Annotated in this window: 9 protein-coding genes and 2 tRNA genes; 3 read left to right on the top strand and 8 right to left on the bottom strand. The window is 36.9% G+C overall.

The features are described from left to right. Nucleotides 1-7 precede the first annotated feature (7 nt). Complete coding sequence (locus AC6QZF_RS09465) at nt 8-4,633, bottom strand: GNAT family N-acetyltransferase (protein WP_499799642.1); 4,626 nt, start codon at nt 4,631-4,633, stop codon at nt 8-10. A 131-nt stretch (nt 4,634-4,764) separates the two neighbouring features. After that, on the bottom strand, nt 4,765-8,004 hold the full coding sequence (locus tag AC6QZF_RS09470) for a T9SS type A sorting domain-containing protein (protein WP_499799643.1): 3,240 nt from the start codon (nt 8,002-8,004) through the stop codon (nt 4,765-4,767). Nucleotides 8,005-8,138: 134 nt separating this feature from the next. Between AC6QZF_RS09470 and AC6QZF_RS09475 the strand changes: the two genes are divergently transcribed. Beyond that, the gene (locus AC6QZF_RS09475) at nt 8,139-8,867 is read left to right on the top strand and encodes a hypothetical protein (protein ID WP_499799644.1); all 729 of its coding nucleotides are present in this window, start codon (nt 8,139-8,141) and stop codon (nt 8,865-8,867) included. Between the two features lie 69 nt (nt 8,868-8,936). Continuing rightward, nucleotides 8,937-9,449, top strand: coding sequence for a DUF3575 domain-containing protein (locus tag AC6QZF_RS09480; protein WP_499799645.1), 513 nt, complete (start codon nt 8,937-8,939; stop codon nt 9,447-9,449). A gap of 158 nt (nt 9,450-9,607) precedes the next feature. Here AC6QZF_RS09480 and icd read toward each other — a convergent pair whose 3' ends face one another. Next, nucleotides 9,608-10,876: an NADP-dependent isocitrate dehydrogenase gene (gene icd / locus AC6QZF_RS09485; RefSeq protein ID WP_499799686.1), complete on the bottom strand. Its 1,269-nt coding sequence runs from the start codon at nt 10,874-10,876 to the stop codon at nt 9,608-9,610. 199 nt (nt 10,877-11,075) lie between these two features. Between icd and AC6QZF_RS09490 the strand changes: the two genes are divergently transcribed. After that, on the top strand, nt 11,076-12,791 hold the full coding sequence (locus tag AC6QZF_RS09490; RefSeq protein ID WP_499799646.1) for a 1,4-alpha-glucan branching protein domain-containing protein: 1,716 nt from the start codon (nt 11,076-11,078) through the stop codon (nt 12,789-12,791). Nucleotides 12,792-12,862: 71 nt separating this feature from the next. Here the strand turns inward: AC6QZF_RS09490 and AC6QZF_RS09495 are convergent. From AC6QZF_RS09495 to purD, 5 genes are all read right to left on the bottom strand, one after another. Then, a tRNA-Pro gene (locus AC6QZF_RS09495) sits at nt 12,863-12,936 on the bottom strand. A gap of 14 nt (nt 12,937-12,950) precedes the next feature. Beyond that, nucleotides 12,951-13,025 (bottom strand) — tRNA-Val (locus AC6QZF_RS09500). A gap of 55 nt (nt 13,026-13,080) precedes the next feature. Further along, nucleotides 13,081-15,561 (bottom strand): sensor domain-containing diguanylate cyclase, encoded by a 2,481-nt coding sequence (locus AC6QZF_RS09505; protein ID WP_499799647.1) that lies wholly within the window; start codon nt 15,559-15,561, stop codon nt 13,081-13,083. 80 nt (nt 15,562-15,641) lie between these two features. Then, nucleotides 15,642-16,454, bottom strand: coding sequence for a nucleoside triphosphate pyrophosphohydrolase (gene mazG, locus AC6QZF_RS09510; RefSeq protein ID WP_499799648.1), 813 nt, complete (start codon nt 16,452-16,454; stop codon nt 15,642-15,644). A gap of 29 nt (nt 16,455-16,483) precedes the next feature. Next, nucleotides 16,484-17,761 carry a phosphoribosylamine--glycine ligase gene (purD, locus tag AC6QZF_RS09515; protein WP_499799649.1) on the bottom strand — a complete coding sequence of 426 codons (1,278 nt, stop codon included), beginning with the start codon at nt 17,759-17,761 and terminating at the stop codon, nt 16,484-16,486. Nucleotides 17,762-17,786: the final 25 nt, after the last annotated feature.

Consider the following 17,786-nt stretch of genomic DNA (forward strand, 5'->3'; position numbering starts at 1 on the left):
TAAAAGTTTATCTCATATATTTGTCTTTGTTTAATATTCTAACAAGAAGTCCCCAACGTTTATCTACTTTAAATCCATATTTTGAGAAGAAAGCTTCGACATAGAAAGTAGTTTTAATAATATCAATTCCTTGACTATACATTCGATTGATAAAATCTTCCATCATAGCTCGACCAAGCCCACGCCCGCGATATTGCGTAGCCAGCACTATGCCATCGAGTGTGCAAGAATTATCTTCTTTAATTTGATAGATAATACCGCCGATAATTCTATCGTTGCTATCGAAAAGCACAAGGAATTGGTCTTGCTCAGAAATAACTTTAGTCAATTTTTCCTTATAGAACAAACGGTATAGAATACCAATTTCAGCAGGCTCGATAGGCTGACGAAAGATATAGACATCACCATAATTATCCTTGAAGGAAGTTTTAACAATTAGTGATAAATCCCTCTTTTCTTCAAATTTTGCAATGTCGTATTGTAAGGATTTAGTGTAGCCCGGGAATACCATTTTTGAGAAAATCTCTCTATCAATAGGGTCTTCGAGAGTGCTTTGTAATTCGGACAATTCGATAAGTTGAGTAGCGGGTACATTTTTCTCTTTGTTCATTTGAGCAAGGAGTTTGTCGAAAGCATTACGAACGTAAAAGCCTTTGTAGGCGAAATAAGTATGCCGATAAAGTTGATAGCGAGCAATTTCGGGGTATCTATCGAGACGGTATAAGTGGTAGAGTTCAATAATAGATTGTTCTTTTGCTTCGGGAATAGCATTAGGATTGGAATTTTGCCATTCGTAATATTTATCGATAGCGTAGATAAGCGGTAGCGGCATATAATAATTGTCTTTTATGAAAGCAATATATTTATTAATCTCTTGCCTTAAAGATTTACCAAGGAAGAAAATATCGTTTTGACAAAGTTCATCATATAGATTATTAAGAACAGTTACGGCTTCATCTTCGCCCAGAGCTTCCATAATTGCATTGAAAATCCAGTTAATATCTAAAAATTCTCTAATCCAAGAATAATGATGAATTGCTTTAAAATAGAAATTATCAAGCATAGGTTTGACTAAAGAGATATAGTTATCGAAATACTTCCAACCCGCAAGAGAAAGGATAGTAGCACCATCGCGAAAATCAATTTCGGGGACAACAACATTAGATGGATTGACATTTCCAGGAATAATTTTTTGTCCGCTATATCGCCAGGCACGAACAAATGCAGAAAGCCCTTCTGTATATAGACGTTTGAGAATATTAAGTTTAGGGAAGGGCTGACCGTACGTTTTAAGGGTAGAAATCTGACGCAATTTTTCCCAGACAGTTAAATCCCCTAAAAATTCCATACTGCGAGCTTGAAGTTCGGGGCGAGCACAACCAAGCGACGGCAGGACGCTTGGACCATCAGGATAGCCCGAAACTGCAACAAGCCAGAGTATTGTTTCGAGATTTCGTTCGTCGGAGATATTGTCGTTAATGATAGTCTGAATATCGTAATGCTTACCTTGTTTTGTATTTACGCTTACTCGATAAATCTGATTTTGAGTGATACTGCTGATTTTCGAGACCCAGATACCGTCATCGCTAATTTCTGAAATATCAAAATCGTTTTCTTCAAATGCAAGAGTAATTGATTGTTTCAAAAATGTGGTATCCAAAAGAACATGTTTAATATTCTCTACTTCTTGTTCGGAAAGGCTATCTTCGAAAATAATCTTATTTTCCCAATCAATTGGGAATTTAGAGAATTTTTGTTCTTCCAGACTATTTTCGTATTCGCAGGATAATATCCAGAAATATTTTGCTGCAATGGAAGACAGTTGTGGGTCGACTTTGTGAAGAACCCAGTTGGCTAATTCAAAGCGAACAGTTGCGTAATATTCAGGGTTGTATTTGACAAAGTCAACTAATAATTTAAAGATACTTTCGAATTGCTTATGAAGTGTTTCAGATTGTGGCCAGGAAAGATTTTCGCGATAGAAAAGCAATCTTTTTCGAAGTGCATTTAGCCGTCGGCGTTCAAACTTGCTTGAAGCAATAATTTCAATAGATTTGTTGTTGAGAAAAGTAAGACCAGATTCGAGGAAAGCAGGAAATATTTTTTCTGTTTCGGCAATTTCGTCGTTCTGCAGTATTGTTCGATAGGCCAGACAGCGTATTTCTTCGTTCGGATGATAAGCAAGAGCCTGAATACGAAAACGAACAATCTCTAATGACAATTCGTCGAAGCTATTAAATAATTTAGATAATTTTGTTAGTTCTTCTAAAGCTTTTACATCTTCGGAATAGAAAATTGTGCAAATCAACCTATTCATTTCAATAAGTTGATTATTTCTTATCCCCCGAATATTTGCAAAAAGGTCTTCGGAGTATGCATTCCGATTATTGAAATCGCATAAAATTTTTGTGCTGATTGATTTATTACGGTGGTCAAAATTTGCTTTAACAGGAGCAAAGACAAACAAATTAGGATTGCCGACCCAGTATTTCGGTTGAAGAGCAAGAGAACCCAAGTCAATAGTATTGCCTTCGATTTCATAGATTAAGTCGCCAATTTGAATTTTATTGTCGGAAATAGGCTCAATAAATAGATAAAGAGAAGTTTCCTTGTTGATTAATCCGTTGTTATAAACGACAATATCTTCCTCTAAAATAGAAAGGTCGCGGTAGAACCATTTTGGGATAATGATTTTTAGATTATCGAAATGCAATTCATTTACGTCTTTTGAATAAAGTTTCTCAATTATGTCAGAAAAGTTTTTCTCAATAGATTTTCTATTGAAAGAGCCTTTTGGTGTAAGTTCACCAAAATCAATTGAAAAATCTCTTTGCAAAATTTCAAAATTGACAACTCTTTCGTAAGTAGCTAAATTACGGTTAGCTTCGGAGATAATTTTTTGGAAATAATTACGTGAGTCATTCTTAATGTTCTCATCTTTAAATAAAGCATCACCATAGTCTGGAACAATAAGAAGAGTATTATATGCTTTGCCATCACCAACAAGAAAAGTGCGTTTGATACCGGGGACACCATCGAACTTGTTTTCAACGTTTTTGGGAGAAATAGTTTGCCCTTTATTGTTTTTGTAAATGTCCTTCACTCTATCGACAATTGAATAATAGCCATTGCTATCAACTGAAAAAACATCTCCTGTTGGCAACCAATAGTCGTCGTCCAAATTGGTTGGAAATGGGATAACTGAACCAATTGGGTGAGTATCGAGATAGCGAGCAACATAATGCCCGCTAATAAGCATTTCATTATTTTCAGCGAATTTAGTATAAATGCCTGGGAGTGGCTTTCCAACTGTACCTTTTACATATCGTCCGGGTGGTGTCATAGTAATACCGCCAGTTGCTTCAGTCATCCCAAATCCACTACATAACTCGATATCGTGTTTTTGAAAGAAAGTAAATATTTTGGGGTCTAAATATCCTGCAGCGGAAAGTCCCCAATGAAGATTTTTTCCCACAATTGAAATGATTTTTTCTCTAATTTCTTTTCTGGAAGTTAAATTTTCGGTTTCTTCCGTAATTTTATCGTAGATTTGCATCCAGCGGATTGGGACACTAATAAATCCAGTAGGGTTCACTTTGGAAAACAAAGAAAGCAAATTATCTGCCGAAGTATTACCGACAAAGACGTAAGTGCCGCCCCAATAAATCATACCAGTCATTTCTAAGTATCTACCGAAGGTATGAAATAGAGGCAAATAGCACAGTAAAACTTCGTTGTGCCCAACTGCGGGCAATGCTGCAGCACGACAGAATCTTTTACTGACAATGTTATAATTAGAAAATGAAACTCCTTTGGGGCGTCCTGTACTGCCAGAAGTAAACATTACAGTAATAACTTGATCGATAGAGTAGCGCTTTCGTTTATTGAGAATGAGATCAATTTCTTTATTGCTAATAGTTTTGATATAACGAGGGAGGTAGATATGGTTAGTAAGTTCTTTAATACTTTCATTTATATGCAAAACAATCGGTTTTATCAATAAATTTTTAGAAATTTCTTCAATTTGGCGAATTCTATCGAGAGTATCGGTAACAACAACATTGAAATTCATCATTTTGGAAATAGAGGTTAGTTCGTCGTTTGTAAAATGGACGTTCAGAGGAGAGACAGGAATGTCCCAAGCGAGAGCCGCAATATCGACCATAGCACTTTCGGGGGAATTTTCGCAGAAAATGGCTAATCGAGGTGAGCCCTGAACACTTTTGAAAATAGCAGTGGCAATTTCTTTTGATTGTTGCCAGACTTGTTCGTAGCTAAAACGTTTTGGGGTAAATTTCCCCATATCGATAAAAAGAGCTTTTTGAGAAAGTTCTTCTGCTCGATAATGCAATAGGTCATTGAAAGAGAAATCACTTGCTTGGATAATTTTACAAGCGCATTCAGCCCAGTTATATCGTTGTTCTTCGTTTTCGAGAAGAGATATATAATTATGTTTTCCAGTAAATAGTAGCCACTTATGAAGGAATTGCTTATCGGCGAAGGAGATTTCATTACTTTTGACTAATAGTTCGCTTAATTCAAGCAATTTTACAGCATTTTCTGAATTCAGCTTAATGATATTTTGCTCAAATTGATTTAAAAATGAATGAATTTCGTCCAAAACGTTTTTCATAGGGACCTCGCAAAAAAGGATTTATATAATATTAAAATAGTTAGAATTGAAGAAATAAAAAAGAATAAAGTTAATAGAAAAAGAGCAGCCAATAATTGGCTGCCCCGTAGGTATTATATCAGAAATCAATTTTATTGCTTGATAATTCTTTCCATAACAGTTGATTTAGGAGTAGTAATTTTAATAAAATAAGTGCCAGCAGGTTGAGAGCTTATATCAATTGTTTGCAGGATACCATTGTTAGATGAATTGGAGTTAATTCTCATAATTTCTTGACCAGCAAGATTTGAAATAGTAATTATCGCAGAAACATCATTATTCAAATTTGCTTTGAGAGTAAAAATACCCCGAGAAGGATTAGGAGACAGAATAATTTGAGGTTCAGATGCCCATTCGTTTTCGACACTTGTAATCAGGTTATATTCGTCGCTCATTGTGTAGCAATCGCCGCTTTCAGCAACTTCAACAGCATATTTACCAGGAACTAAAGGACGGTATTTACGTTCGGTTGCACCTTCAATGAGTTTACCGTTTAGATACCAGCGATATTTATTAGCAGGCGAAGCAACTAAAAATTCGTATTCCTCAGTAATGGTAGGTTTAGGTGGAATTGGATGGAAAGAGACTTCGATAAATTCGGATACAACTTTGCAACCATCACCAGTTTCAGCAGTGCAATAATAAGTACCAGCTTCGCTTACCGTAATTTTTCGTCCTTCAACACCATTATTCCATCTATAATTACTAAATCCAATACGAGCTGTAAATGTAACACTATCACCAATACACAAAGCAGGTGATTTCGATTTATTTATAGTCAGTTCAGGAGTTGGGAAAACTGTCACTGAAATAATATCTGATTTAGCATTACATTCACCACCATAAGAATGGACGAATGAGTAGTTCCCATCAGTTTTTACAACGATTGATTTAGTAGTTTCGCCAGTATTCCAAACAACGAAACCATCCTGCACATCTGCAACCAGAATTACGCTGTCACCCTGACAAAATGAAGTATTGCCAAGAACAGTGATATTTGGCTTCGGTAAGTTGCAATCCAAAAGCTGAGTTTTCCAGAGACCACGTCCCCAGGTGCCTGCATAAATTTCTTTAGTAGAATTATTAATTTTCAAATCATTAATAATAACGTTTGGAAGATTGGCACCGAAGAGTTCCCAAACATTTGAGCCATAATCAGAATAGAAAACACCTACATCAGTGCCAACGTAAATTCGGTCGGGTGAATTTGGTTGATAAGCGATGCAATTTGCAGGAACATTTGGCAAATTACCCGATAAATTAGTATGCTTGTTACCATCAAAAACCCAAACTTTATTACCGCGTTGGAAGCCGGATTTAGTATAATAAACTACATTTGGGTTGAGAGGGCTAACTTCCATATCGGAGATTGCTAAATCGGAAGTAAAGTATTGAGACCAGGAAATACCATTATCAGTTGTTCGCCAGACAGTAGTATAAGTAGCAGCATAAACATAATTTGAATTAGTCGGGGCTACTGCAATAGTTTGCAAAGTCGTATTTGTTCCAAAATTAGAAATTTTGACAAATGAACCAGCAGAACCATAAGCAAGGGAACGCCAAACATTGTAATAACCAACGTAGACTACATTAGGCTTCTGTGGGTCGAGAGCCAGTGGAGCAGTCCAAGCTCCAGATTCACCATTAGTTTGATATTGATTTATCATATTAGTAAATGATGCACCACCATCAGTGGAACGGCGAAAATCACCATTATAAAGAGAACCATAAATACGACGTGGATCAGTTGGATCGATGGCACAATCCATTCCATCACCAGCGAGTACGTGTATCCAATTATTTTCTTTGAAAAGGCTTGAACCATTATCTTGAGAACCACCAATAAATAAACTGGGGTCGGCTTCACAAATACCAATACGGTAGAATTGGGTAATGGACATACCGTCGCTAATGAAATTCCATGAATTACCACCATTGGTAGTATAATCGATTCCACCATCGTGTCCAGCGTATAACCTACCATCAGGAGCAAAAATAAGATCATGAATATCAGCGTGAACTTGCGGGGCACCATCTCCATACCAATGAGCAACAATTTGCCAGGTTGCCCCCATACTTTGAGATTTCCAGATATTAACGCCACCGACATAGATTATACTTGGATTTGTCGGAGAAATAGCAAGAGCTAAATCGTATTGTCCTTGTCCTTTATTCATATCTTTCCCATTGCTATTCCAGCCAAGAAGATTTAATCCATCGCCTTTTTGATAGAGGGTCGTCCAATTTTCGCCGGTATCTTCGGATGCAATAAGTGAGAGGAATTGCATTGTATTTCTTTCGGCACTCAGAGCATAAACCATATTCGGGTCGGCAGGAGTAACTTCAATAGCAGTGCGAATAGCATTTGGGATATTCCAGACTTTGCGCCAGGTTTCGCCCATATCGGTGGATTTATAAATATCAGTTCCCAAAGATGAATAAGTAAAAGTAGAAGCATAAAGTACGTTAGGATTGTCGGGTTTTTGCTCTAAATCAATGAAAAATCCACTTTGCTTGTTGAACCAGGTTCTGCCACCATCGGTAGTTTTTAAGATTCCGGAATTACTTGTTGCAATAACTACATTTTCATTAGTTGGAGAAACGAACATCTTGCCAAAAAGTTTGCGTTCTTCGAGTGCGTAAGCGGCATTGGTAAATTCCCAGGTCTGTCCATCATTAGTAGATTTAATAATACCGACACCATAATAGTTTTGAGCAGCAGAGGAACCATCCATATCACCGGTAGCAACATAGATGACGTTCGGATTACTGCGAGCAATTTGGATGTCAGAAACACCCAAAGACATCACCTCGGTTTTTGGGTAATTAAACCAAGTCTTGCCTTTATCGGTTGAGCGCCAAACTCCACCAGTTGCAGAACCTGCCCAAATATCGTTTGGGCGAGAAGAATGGAATCTCACAACGTTAACTCTTCCCAAACCTTGGTCTCTAACGCTGGAATTCAAGCTACCAGGACGGGTAACTGGACCGATAAGCTGCCAGGTGCGGCTTTGGGTGGAATTAAGTTTCTTGAAACCTTCTTGATAACGTTGCCATTCTTTGAAAAGTTCAATTGCCTGGGGAAATTCACCTGTTGGGTAAACACGAGGAGCCCAAAAATTCTCCCAGCGTTTGAATTGTTTCCATCCTTTGCGTTGGTCCTCGGGCATATTATTGTAGAAGTTGTTTTTAGCACTCTGAATTTTATAAAAATTCTCTTGCTTAGTGGGATTTTCGTATAAGCTATTGTAGATTTGGGCAGAGGAAATGTATGGCGCTAAAAGAACAAAAAGCGCTGAAATAAAGACGAGTTTTGAAATTGAATTTTTCATTTTGGACCACTCTATATTATGAATAATTAATACCATAATTAGTTTACAAAATTAACAAAAAATTAGTAATTTATGTCATTATAAATGAGACAATTAATATCATAAATTAGTTACAAATATAGAAATTATTATCTATGAAAATTATCATTAAAATAATACTATGCTTATTAATTCCGTTTTCAGCCTATTCAAAAAGCGATACCGAATTTCCAACTTTAAAAGAACAAATTCAATATTATCAAAATCGTTATAAAGTTGAATGTGTAGAAGATAAAATTACAGACAACTACGGGAACGGCTTTGATAGTCTCTATGGGACAAGAAATATGAGGACAATCTTATATGGAATAGCCTACCGTGGAGGAGCAAATAATTTCTATCATAAATTAAACAAAAGAGAAAATCAAAATCCATTGCTAAGCGATGGATTGGAAAATCTATGCAAGGAAGGATTTACTGATGTTGTATATCTTTATTCAAAGAATTATTTATCAGCCCCCAGAGAAATGATTGTTGGAAATAATAAATTAGAATATTTACAGATTAGCGGGAATAATGCACAAGAAATCAATCGAATTATTGAAATGGTATATGAAGTAATTATTCGAAAGCGCAAGGGACCTATATATTTTCACTGCTGGAATGGGTGGCATCAGTCGGGCTATGTTGCAGCAGTAATATTAAAGCAATTTTGCGGATATTCAGACGAGAAGGCATTAAATTATTGGGTACGCAATACCGATGGAGCTTCGAGAGGATATGAGCAAATCAAAAAGCGGATAATTGAGTTCAAGCCACTTGCTGAATTTGAAATTTCTAAAGAATTGCAACAGGATATTTGTCCTTGTTTAAGGGTGCAATAAATTAAATAAAGTTGTTTTTTTTAAAATTATTTGCTTAATTTAGTTAAAACAATTTTTTATGGAGTTTCTATGAAAAAAGTTATCCTTTCTTTACTATTTGTTGTATTTTCGGTATCTTCGATTTTCGCACAGTACGAAAAAGCAATATCTGCTGATCCGATTGACTTGCTTGTAAGCAAGGTGTTCAATGTTACGTATGAACAAAAGCTATCGTCAAACAATTCATTTACAGTATTTGGTTCATATTATAATTACAGCGATTATTGGAGCGCTTATGGTATTGGTGTTTCATACAGATGGTATTTAAGTGGCGTTATTCAAGACGATAGAACGCCTATTTCAGGTCTTTCAGTTGGACCAATGGCTCGAATTAGCTTCTGGGATTACACCGGTCCAAATCCATTGAACTTAGATTATGGGGGCTCTATGGTTGTAGTAGGTGGTGAAGTAGCATATAAATTTCCATTAGGCAACCAATTTTTCGTAGAGCCAATAGTTCGTCTTGGATTTATTGTTAGCGATATTGATTATTTAGGATACGATCCTCTTGGATTAGGTGTAAATCTTGGGTATGCATGGTAGTACTCAAGAAATTGCTATTTTTATTCGGAAAGCGAAAAGAAAAATAGGCGAACAAGTCTTTTAGTAAAAAAAGAGGTTATCATAGGTAACCTCTTTTTTTTTTATTTACTAATCAAGATGTTAACAACTATTTTAGAAAAAATATTTTAATTAAGAGTTCACATATTTTCTATAATAGCCGAACCGAATTCTGAGCATTTAAGAAGAGTGGCGCCTTCCATTAACCTGTGGAAATCATAAGTAACGCGTTTTTGAGCAATAGTTCGCTCAATTCCTTTGACAATAAGTGTTGCAGCTTCGTCCCAACCAAGATGTTCGAACATCATAACACCTGATAGTATAACGGAACCGGGATTGACTTTGTCTTGGTCGGCGTATCGAGGAGCAGTACCGTGAGTAGCTTCAAATACAGCGTGACCAGTTTCATAATTAATATTAGCACCAGGAGCAATGCCAATTCCCCCAACGATAGCAGCAAGAGCATCGGAAATATAATCGCCATTTAGATTCATAGTCGCTATCACAGAATATTCAGCGGGACGAGTTAGAATTTGCTGCAGAAAAGCATCGGCAATAAAATCTTTTACCAAAAGTTTGCCTTTGGATAGTTCTTCAGATTGAATTCTATCGGCTTCTTCAGCACCTTTTTCGGCTTTGATATTATCATATTGTCGCCAGGTGAATACTTTTGAGCCGAATTCTTGTTCGGCAACGTCGTAGCCCCATTCTTTAAACATACCTTCGGTGAATTTCATAATATTACCTTTATGAACAAGAGTAACCGATGGACGATTATTTTTCAGTGCGTATTCGATAGCCGCACGAACAAGCCTTTTAGTGCCTTCAATTGAGATTGGTTTAATGCCAATGGATGAAGTTTCAGGAAAGCGAATTTTACGGACTCCCATTTCTTCTTGAAGGAATTTTATAGCCTTTTTAACTTCGTCTGTGCCGGCAAGCCATTCAATACCAGCATAAATGTCTTCGGAATTTTCACGGAATATAACCATATCACAAAGATGAGGATTTTTCACAGGCGAAGGAACACCTTCGAACCATCGAACAGGTCTCAGGCAGACGTATAAATCCAATAATTGACGCAAAGCAACATTCAGCGAACGAATACCACCACCAACAGGAGTAGTAAGAGGACCTTTGATTGCAATAATATGTTCTTTAATCACATCAAGAGTTTCCTGCGGAAGCCATTCGCCAGTGATGTTGAAAGCTTTTTCACCAGCATAGACTTCACGCCAAACGATTTTTCGCTTGCCTGAATATGCTTTTTCTACTGCAGCATCGAACACTCTTTGAGAGGCACGCCAAATGTCTCTGCCCGTACCATCGCCTTCGATAAATGGAATGATAGGATAATCAGGAACGTTTAATTTCCCGTTTTCAACAGTAATTTTTTCACCATTCATAATGCACCAAGAAAAAGTAAATAATAGTTAATAAGGGAAGTAAATTAAACTACGATTAAGAAATATTTATAGTGTGATTAATTTTAAATAAACAATTAAAAACATTTCATCTATTATACAACACTAAACATATAATATTTTGAAAAATGGAAATAAAGTGATAATTTGAAGGACAGATACTTCAAAAGCTAAAAGGTTAACTATGCAATCAGGTAATTTTGTACTTATACTACATACACATTTGCCGTGGGTGTTGCATCACGGGAACTGGCCTCACGGAGTGGATTGGCTTACCGAAGCAGTAGCAGAATGCTATATACCATTATTGAATGTATTTAATGATTTATTAAACGAAAATATTTATCCAAAAGTAACAATTGATATATCCCCTGTTTTGTGCGAGCAGTTAGAGCATCCCAATTTTGAGAAAATTTTTGAGGACTACTGTCTTGAAAAGATAAAAGCTGCTCACAAAGACGCCGAAGATTTTAAGAAGTGGGGTTGGGATGCTCACAGTATTTACCTTGCAAACTGGTGGGTTCAATGGTATGAAGCACGGCTTGATGATTATAAGAACAAATATAATGGGTCCGTAATTGGGGCATTGAAAAAACTGCAAGACGAAGGTGCAATTGAGATAATGACTTGTGGTGCCACGCACGGATATTTGCCTTTGCTTGGATTCGACCGAAGTATAAATTTACAAATCGAGGCAGCAGTCAACAACTACAAAAAACATTTTGGGCGTGAACCAAGAGGAATATGGCTTCCTGAATGCGCCTATCGTCCATCTTATGAGTGGAAATCATATGTGCCAGTAGCTCCATTTCATCATCCGCATCTACGCCCTGGTATAGAGCAATTTCTGAGCCGCCATAATATCAAATATTTTGTTGTGGATCAAAAATTGATCGAAAATTCATATCCAATTGGAAAATTCCAGGCAAATTCAGAACATTTTGTTCCTATACATTCACCTGCGTTTATCCCCGAACCGTGGAATTTTGATAAATCTCCGCTACGATTGTATGAAGTAAGCTCAAGCGAGAAAGTTGAGTATGGAACTGCTGTTTGCTTTTCTCGTCATCGCGATATAGCAATGCAGGTTTGGAGTGGTGAAGTTGGGTACCCAGGAGAGCCCGACTATCTTGATTTTCACAAACGCCATCTTGGTTCGATGCTTCGTTACTGGCGAGTTACTGATGTAAAAGCTGATATGCAATACAAAGCTCAGTATCATCCTGATTGGATTTGGAAAAAACTTGACTTGCAGGCAAATCATTTCATTCATAATATGGAAAATACGACAAATTACTATTACAATAAAACAGGGAAATTTGGAACTTTATGCGTACCATTTGATACAGAACTTTTTGGGCATTGGTGGTTCGAGGGACCTGAATTTATTCGCTATGTTTTACGTGGGCTAAATCATTCTCCCTGGCTGAAGCCTGCAACAGCCAGCGAACAGTTGTTCAAAATACAGCCCAAAGAAGTAATAGGTTTGCCCGAAGGCTCGTGGGGAGTAAATAATAATCATGATGTATGGAGCAATCCTGAAAATGTATGGACGTGGCAGAATATTTACGACGACGAACTTCGGCTAAAAAACATCTTTGATAAATACCCAATTGCGAACTATTCTCAGTTACAAAATCGAATTGCACTTCAAGCATTGAGGGAATTAATGTTGCTTCATTCGTCTGATTGGCAATTTTTAATTTACACAAAATCTGCAAAGGATTATGCTGAAAGCCGATTTTTCTTCCATAATTCTGATTTCAATAGATTATGTGATATTCTTGAACGTGCTTCGGAATATGGGGGAATATCGGCGGAAGAAACGAACTATCTTGAAGAAGTAGAAAAGCGTAACAGTATTTTTCCCGAGTTGAAACTTGAATGGTGGAATTGGTAAGATTAACCAAGGAATAGGATAAAGCATTATAAAAAAGACCGAATATAAATTTGCTTCGGTCTTTTTTTCTGTCGGTGTGACTGGATTCGAACCAGCGACCCCTACGTCCCGAACGTAGTGCGCTACCGGACTGCGCTACACACCGGGGGAAAAAAAGAGTGGGCTCTACGGGATTCGAACCAGCGACCTCTTCCGTGTCAAGGAAGCGCTCTAGACCAACTGAGCTAAGAGCCCAACTCATTTACAAAATTAATATTTTTTAAAAAAATCTGCAAGTTTTTTGTTAATATTAATGATAAACCTGCACACAGTTGGTTTTGCTTGCTGCAATATTAAGCACTCGATTACAATTGTCGAGCAAAGAATCTAAATCGTCCGCAGGTGAAATTTGAGCAATACCAATGCTTAAAGTAACTGTGAAGCGACGACCATCAATTTCCAGCACTGAGATGGCAGCCTTATTTCTGATATTTTCGGCCCAGAATTTTGCTTTATCGACGCTTTGTCCTATTAATATAGCACCGATAATATTTGTATCGAGCCTGCCAATTACATCATATTCGTGTATTGATTTATTCAAGATTGAAACAATATGATGAAAAATCTGCTCAAATTTACCGTTGTCATCTTCATTACTATAAGCAGCATATTTATCAATTGCTATCAAGCAAAAGCTAACAGTAGATTTGAAATCGCGAACGCGAGTAACTTCTTCCTGTAATCTACGGAAGAATGCGTAATTATTCATAAGCCCAGTGTGTGGGTCAATAATTGCACTTGTGTGGAAAAGCTGAGTTAGTTTAAATCTATCAATCGAGTGAGCGGCTTCGCGAGCGAGCAGTTCTAATAAATCAATATCGTAATTATCCATTTCGCTCAATGGACCATCGAAAAAGATTGCTCCATATACTCCGGATTCGGACTTGATAGGAATAGAGACAAAAAATGAACTTTCAAAAGGATATTCTTTGACTGATACACGGGACATTTTTGTTTGGACAGGTGTTTCGACAAAAGTCTGATATTTTAAGATAGATTGACCGAGTAAAGTTCTGTACAAGTCGACTGGTTCATTTCTGAAACTGATAGGAAATTCATATTTAGTGAAATAATCATAAATATAATATCCTTCCCGTTTTTCGTCGTAGAGACAAATTCCAAAGGTATAATTCTCGTACAAACTTAATATTGCTTCGAAAAGGGCACGTGAAATTGTTTCTTCGGTTGCATCTGATTTTGAAGAAATTTCAGCAAATTTTTGAACAGCTCTTAATGTTTTATCTGAACGAATTAGATCGTATTTTTCTGTGTAACTTTTGATTAACCCGCTAATTAACTTGGAGAACTGGCCTAAAAAGGTAATAGTTGCAGCATCGTAGGCATCATTTTCGTTAGTATCGCAAGTTAGAATTCCAATCACTTGATTTTCGTAAAAAACAGGAATACCTACAAATGAAGAAGTGCCCGAGGGTTCGCTGTAGTAAGGTATCAGATCAAGTTCAGCAGATGGGTTGATTTCTGTTAGTATTTCGGGTTTTGCATTGAATGCAATTTGACTGATAATATCGTTGCCCATCGGGATTTTAGTTTCATCAATTATCTTTGAAGGAACATTTGTAACATAAGATTCGAGAATAAGGTGATTTTTTTCAAAATTAATAAAAGTAAAAGCAGTAGTTCGGGATTTAATAACAAGAGGAATTACATACAAAATCCGAGAAAGCAATGCATCAAACTCTTTTCTTGGTTCATCAATTTCAATGAGTTCATCGTCAAACAAGTTTTGAGGCAGTTCGATTTGTTTTTTCTTGAAGTCTGTTTTGGGTTGTTCTTCGGCGGTTTCGGCAATTGTTTTTTCGGTGGTGAGGTCAGGTTCATTTTCAACGGCTTTATTTTGTTGTGAAACAATTGGTTCCGAAATTTCCGAAGTAGTTGCAGATCGTTCTCTATGGGTTAAGGTTATTTCATCTAGTTGAACAAATTCTTGTGTTTCAATATTTTCAATTGTCTGAGATGCTTCCTGGTTACTAATTGATTTTTTACTTTCAGTATCATCTGAATGAAATTGCTCAACTTGCGGGACCTCTTCAACAACGATGTTTTCTTCTAATTGAAGATTGGCATCTTCTTCGACAAATTCAGATGATTTATCCTGAACAATAATTTCCGGTTCAGTAGTTTGAGGGGCAGCAGCAGAGGAAGTAATAGATATATCTTTGGTCTCTTTTACAGGTTCGTTTTGGGAGACATTATCATCAATTTTATCACTCAAACTTTCGGCTTTTGCTTCGAGTTGTTCGGGTTGCTCAATTTGGGAGACTTCAACATTTTCTTCATCTTTTGGACTAGGAATAAACTCATTTTTTGGTTGTTGTGGAATTTCAGATTTTGAGGCGCTTCGAGTAGTTTTGCTGACAATACGGAAACCTTCATCGGCACCCATAGTATGTTCGGTAGAAATTTTATCAATATCAATGGAGGGGTTGAAGTTCTCAATTGTCTGGCGTTTAGCGGAAGCATCTTTTATTACGGTCATTTTAATATTCTGAGTTTCGGGAATATTGAATTTGTTTGATTCGACAATTTCGGAAAGTCTCTGGGAAATCATAATAATCAATGCTAAAGCACCGAGCACGGCAGAGCTAATGCCAATGAGCTTAATAGCAAGCCCTTCGAGAAATATAGCAATGAGAATACCACAAATAATAATTAAAAGAGCTAATATATCACCTGGTTGTATAACATCTTGAATTCGTATTTTTTTAGCCATGAGTTTGAATGATTAAATTAACAAAAAGTAATATTTAAAAATAAATAATTTCTATTTCTAATAAAAGCAAAATGTTATATTTATTTTATTCCTTTTGATTTCGCTTCGTTCCAAAAAACATCCATTTCTTCGAGAGTCATTTCATCAAGTTTTTTCCCATTCAATCGAGCTTGTTCTTCAACGTAACGAAAACGGTTAATAAATTTGGAATTAGTTTGCTGTAAAGCTGATTCGGGGACAATTTTTTCGAAGCGGGCTGCATTGACAAGAGCAAAAAGCAGGTCGCCGAATTCTTCTGTGGCTTTTTCTTGGTTGCCAGCAGAAAGTTCGTGTTTTAATTCAGCAAATTCTTCATCGACTTTTTTCCAGACGTCTTTTTTATTATCCCAATCGAACCCGACACGTGAAGCTTTTTGTTGAATGCGTTCAGCACGAAGCAGAGCAGGAAGCGAAAGCGGGACACCATCGAGCGTATTTTTTCTGCCTTCTGTTTTTTTTATTTTTTCCCAATTTTCAAGCACTTCCTCTTCCCCATTCACCTGAACATTTCCAAAAACGTGAGGATGGCGAAGTACCATTTTTTCAGAAATTCGATTAATCACATCGACAAGATTGAATGCACCACGCTCTTCTGCCATAATTGCGTGCATAACAATATGAAGAAGCAGATCGCCGAGTTCCTTGGAAAATTCTTCATCGTTTTTCTTTTGGACAGCATCGAGAGCCTCGTAGGCTTCTTCAATAATCAAATGAGAAATCGATTCATTGGTTTGCTCTCTGTCCCACGGACAATGTTTTCGCAAAAGATTAACAATTTCGACGAAAGCAACGAAGACGTCTGCTAAATTATTAGGATTTTTTGGTTTCGGTATTTCGATATTTGAATTATTCATAGCATAATATTTTTGTGAGAAAAACAAATTCAATTATTATTTTTTAATCCTTTTGCGGCAATATCACGTCTATAATAGATATTTTGGAAATGAATATTATTGACAGCATTATAAGCATTTTTTTGTGATTCTTTTAATGTTGCACCAAAAGCAGTAACACCAAGGACACGCCCACCGTTGGTGTAAATTTTGCCGTTGATTTCCTTGGTCCCGGCGTGATAAACAATAACATTATCAGAGATTTCGTCCAATCCTGTTATTTCGAAGCCAGTTTCATACTTATCTGGGTAACCTTCCGAAGCAAGCACGACACAAGTTGCATAACCGCGGCTAATTTCTCTGATGGCAGAAATGTTCAATTCACCTTTGGCTGCCGAAAATAAAAGTTCAGCAAAATCGCCATCGAAAACACTTAATACGGCTTGGGTTTCGGGGTCACCGAAACGGCAGTTAAATTCAACGACTTTTGGGTTGCCTTCATCTATCATTAATCCGACGTATAGACATCCGATGTATGGATGACCTTCTGCGATCATTCCTTTTAATGTTGGTTCAATTATCAAGGACTTCACTTTCTCGAGAACTTCGAATGTAACGATTGGAGCAGGGCAGTAAGCTCCCATACCGCCTGTATTTTTTCCTTTGTCGCCATCAAGTATGCGTTTGTGGTCCTGAGCAGGCGCAAGAGTTACAAAATTATTCCCATCGGTTATCGCAAAAATAGATGCTTCCTCGCCTTGCATAAATTCTTCTACTACAATTTTCTCACCTGCCGAGCCGAAACTACCGCTGAACATTTCTTCGAGTGCCTTAAGAGCTTCTTCGAAAGAATTAGCTACAATCACACCTTTGCCGGCAGCAAGACCATCGGCTTTTATAACAATGGGAAGGTTACTTTCTCGAATATAGTCTAATGCTGCTTGTTTTTGTGATTTATCGAAAGCACGGAAACGAGCAGTTGGTATGGCGTATTTCTCCATAAATTGTTTGGCGAAAAGCTTGGAAGTTTCGAGCTGAGCTGCCGAACGGGAAGGAGCAAAAACGTTAATTCCATTTGAACGAAGAGCATCTGAAAGCCCATCGGCAATAGGTTGCTCGGGACCAATAACAACTAAATCTATTGAATTTTCGAGACAGAAATTTGAAATTTCTTGATATTTTTTTGTATCTAATGCAACTATTTGAGCAGTTCTGGATATGCCGGGATTGCCAGGCAAAGCAAAAAGTTGAACATTTTTGGATCTTACAAGCGTAGATGCTATTGCGTGTTCACGCCCGCCACTACCAATTAATAATATTTTCATCATAAAAATTAAAAAATACACAAAATAA

The organism is Eximiradius sp. (assembly GCA_937127445.1).
In the GTDB taxonomy this organism is placed as follows: domain Bacteria; phylum Bacteroidota; class Ignavibacteria; order Kapaibacteriales; family UBA2268; genus JAKIZO01.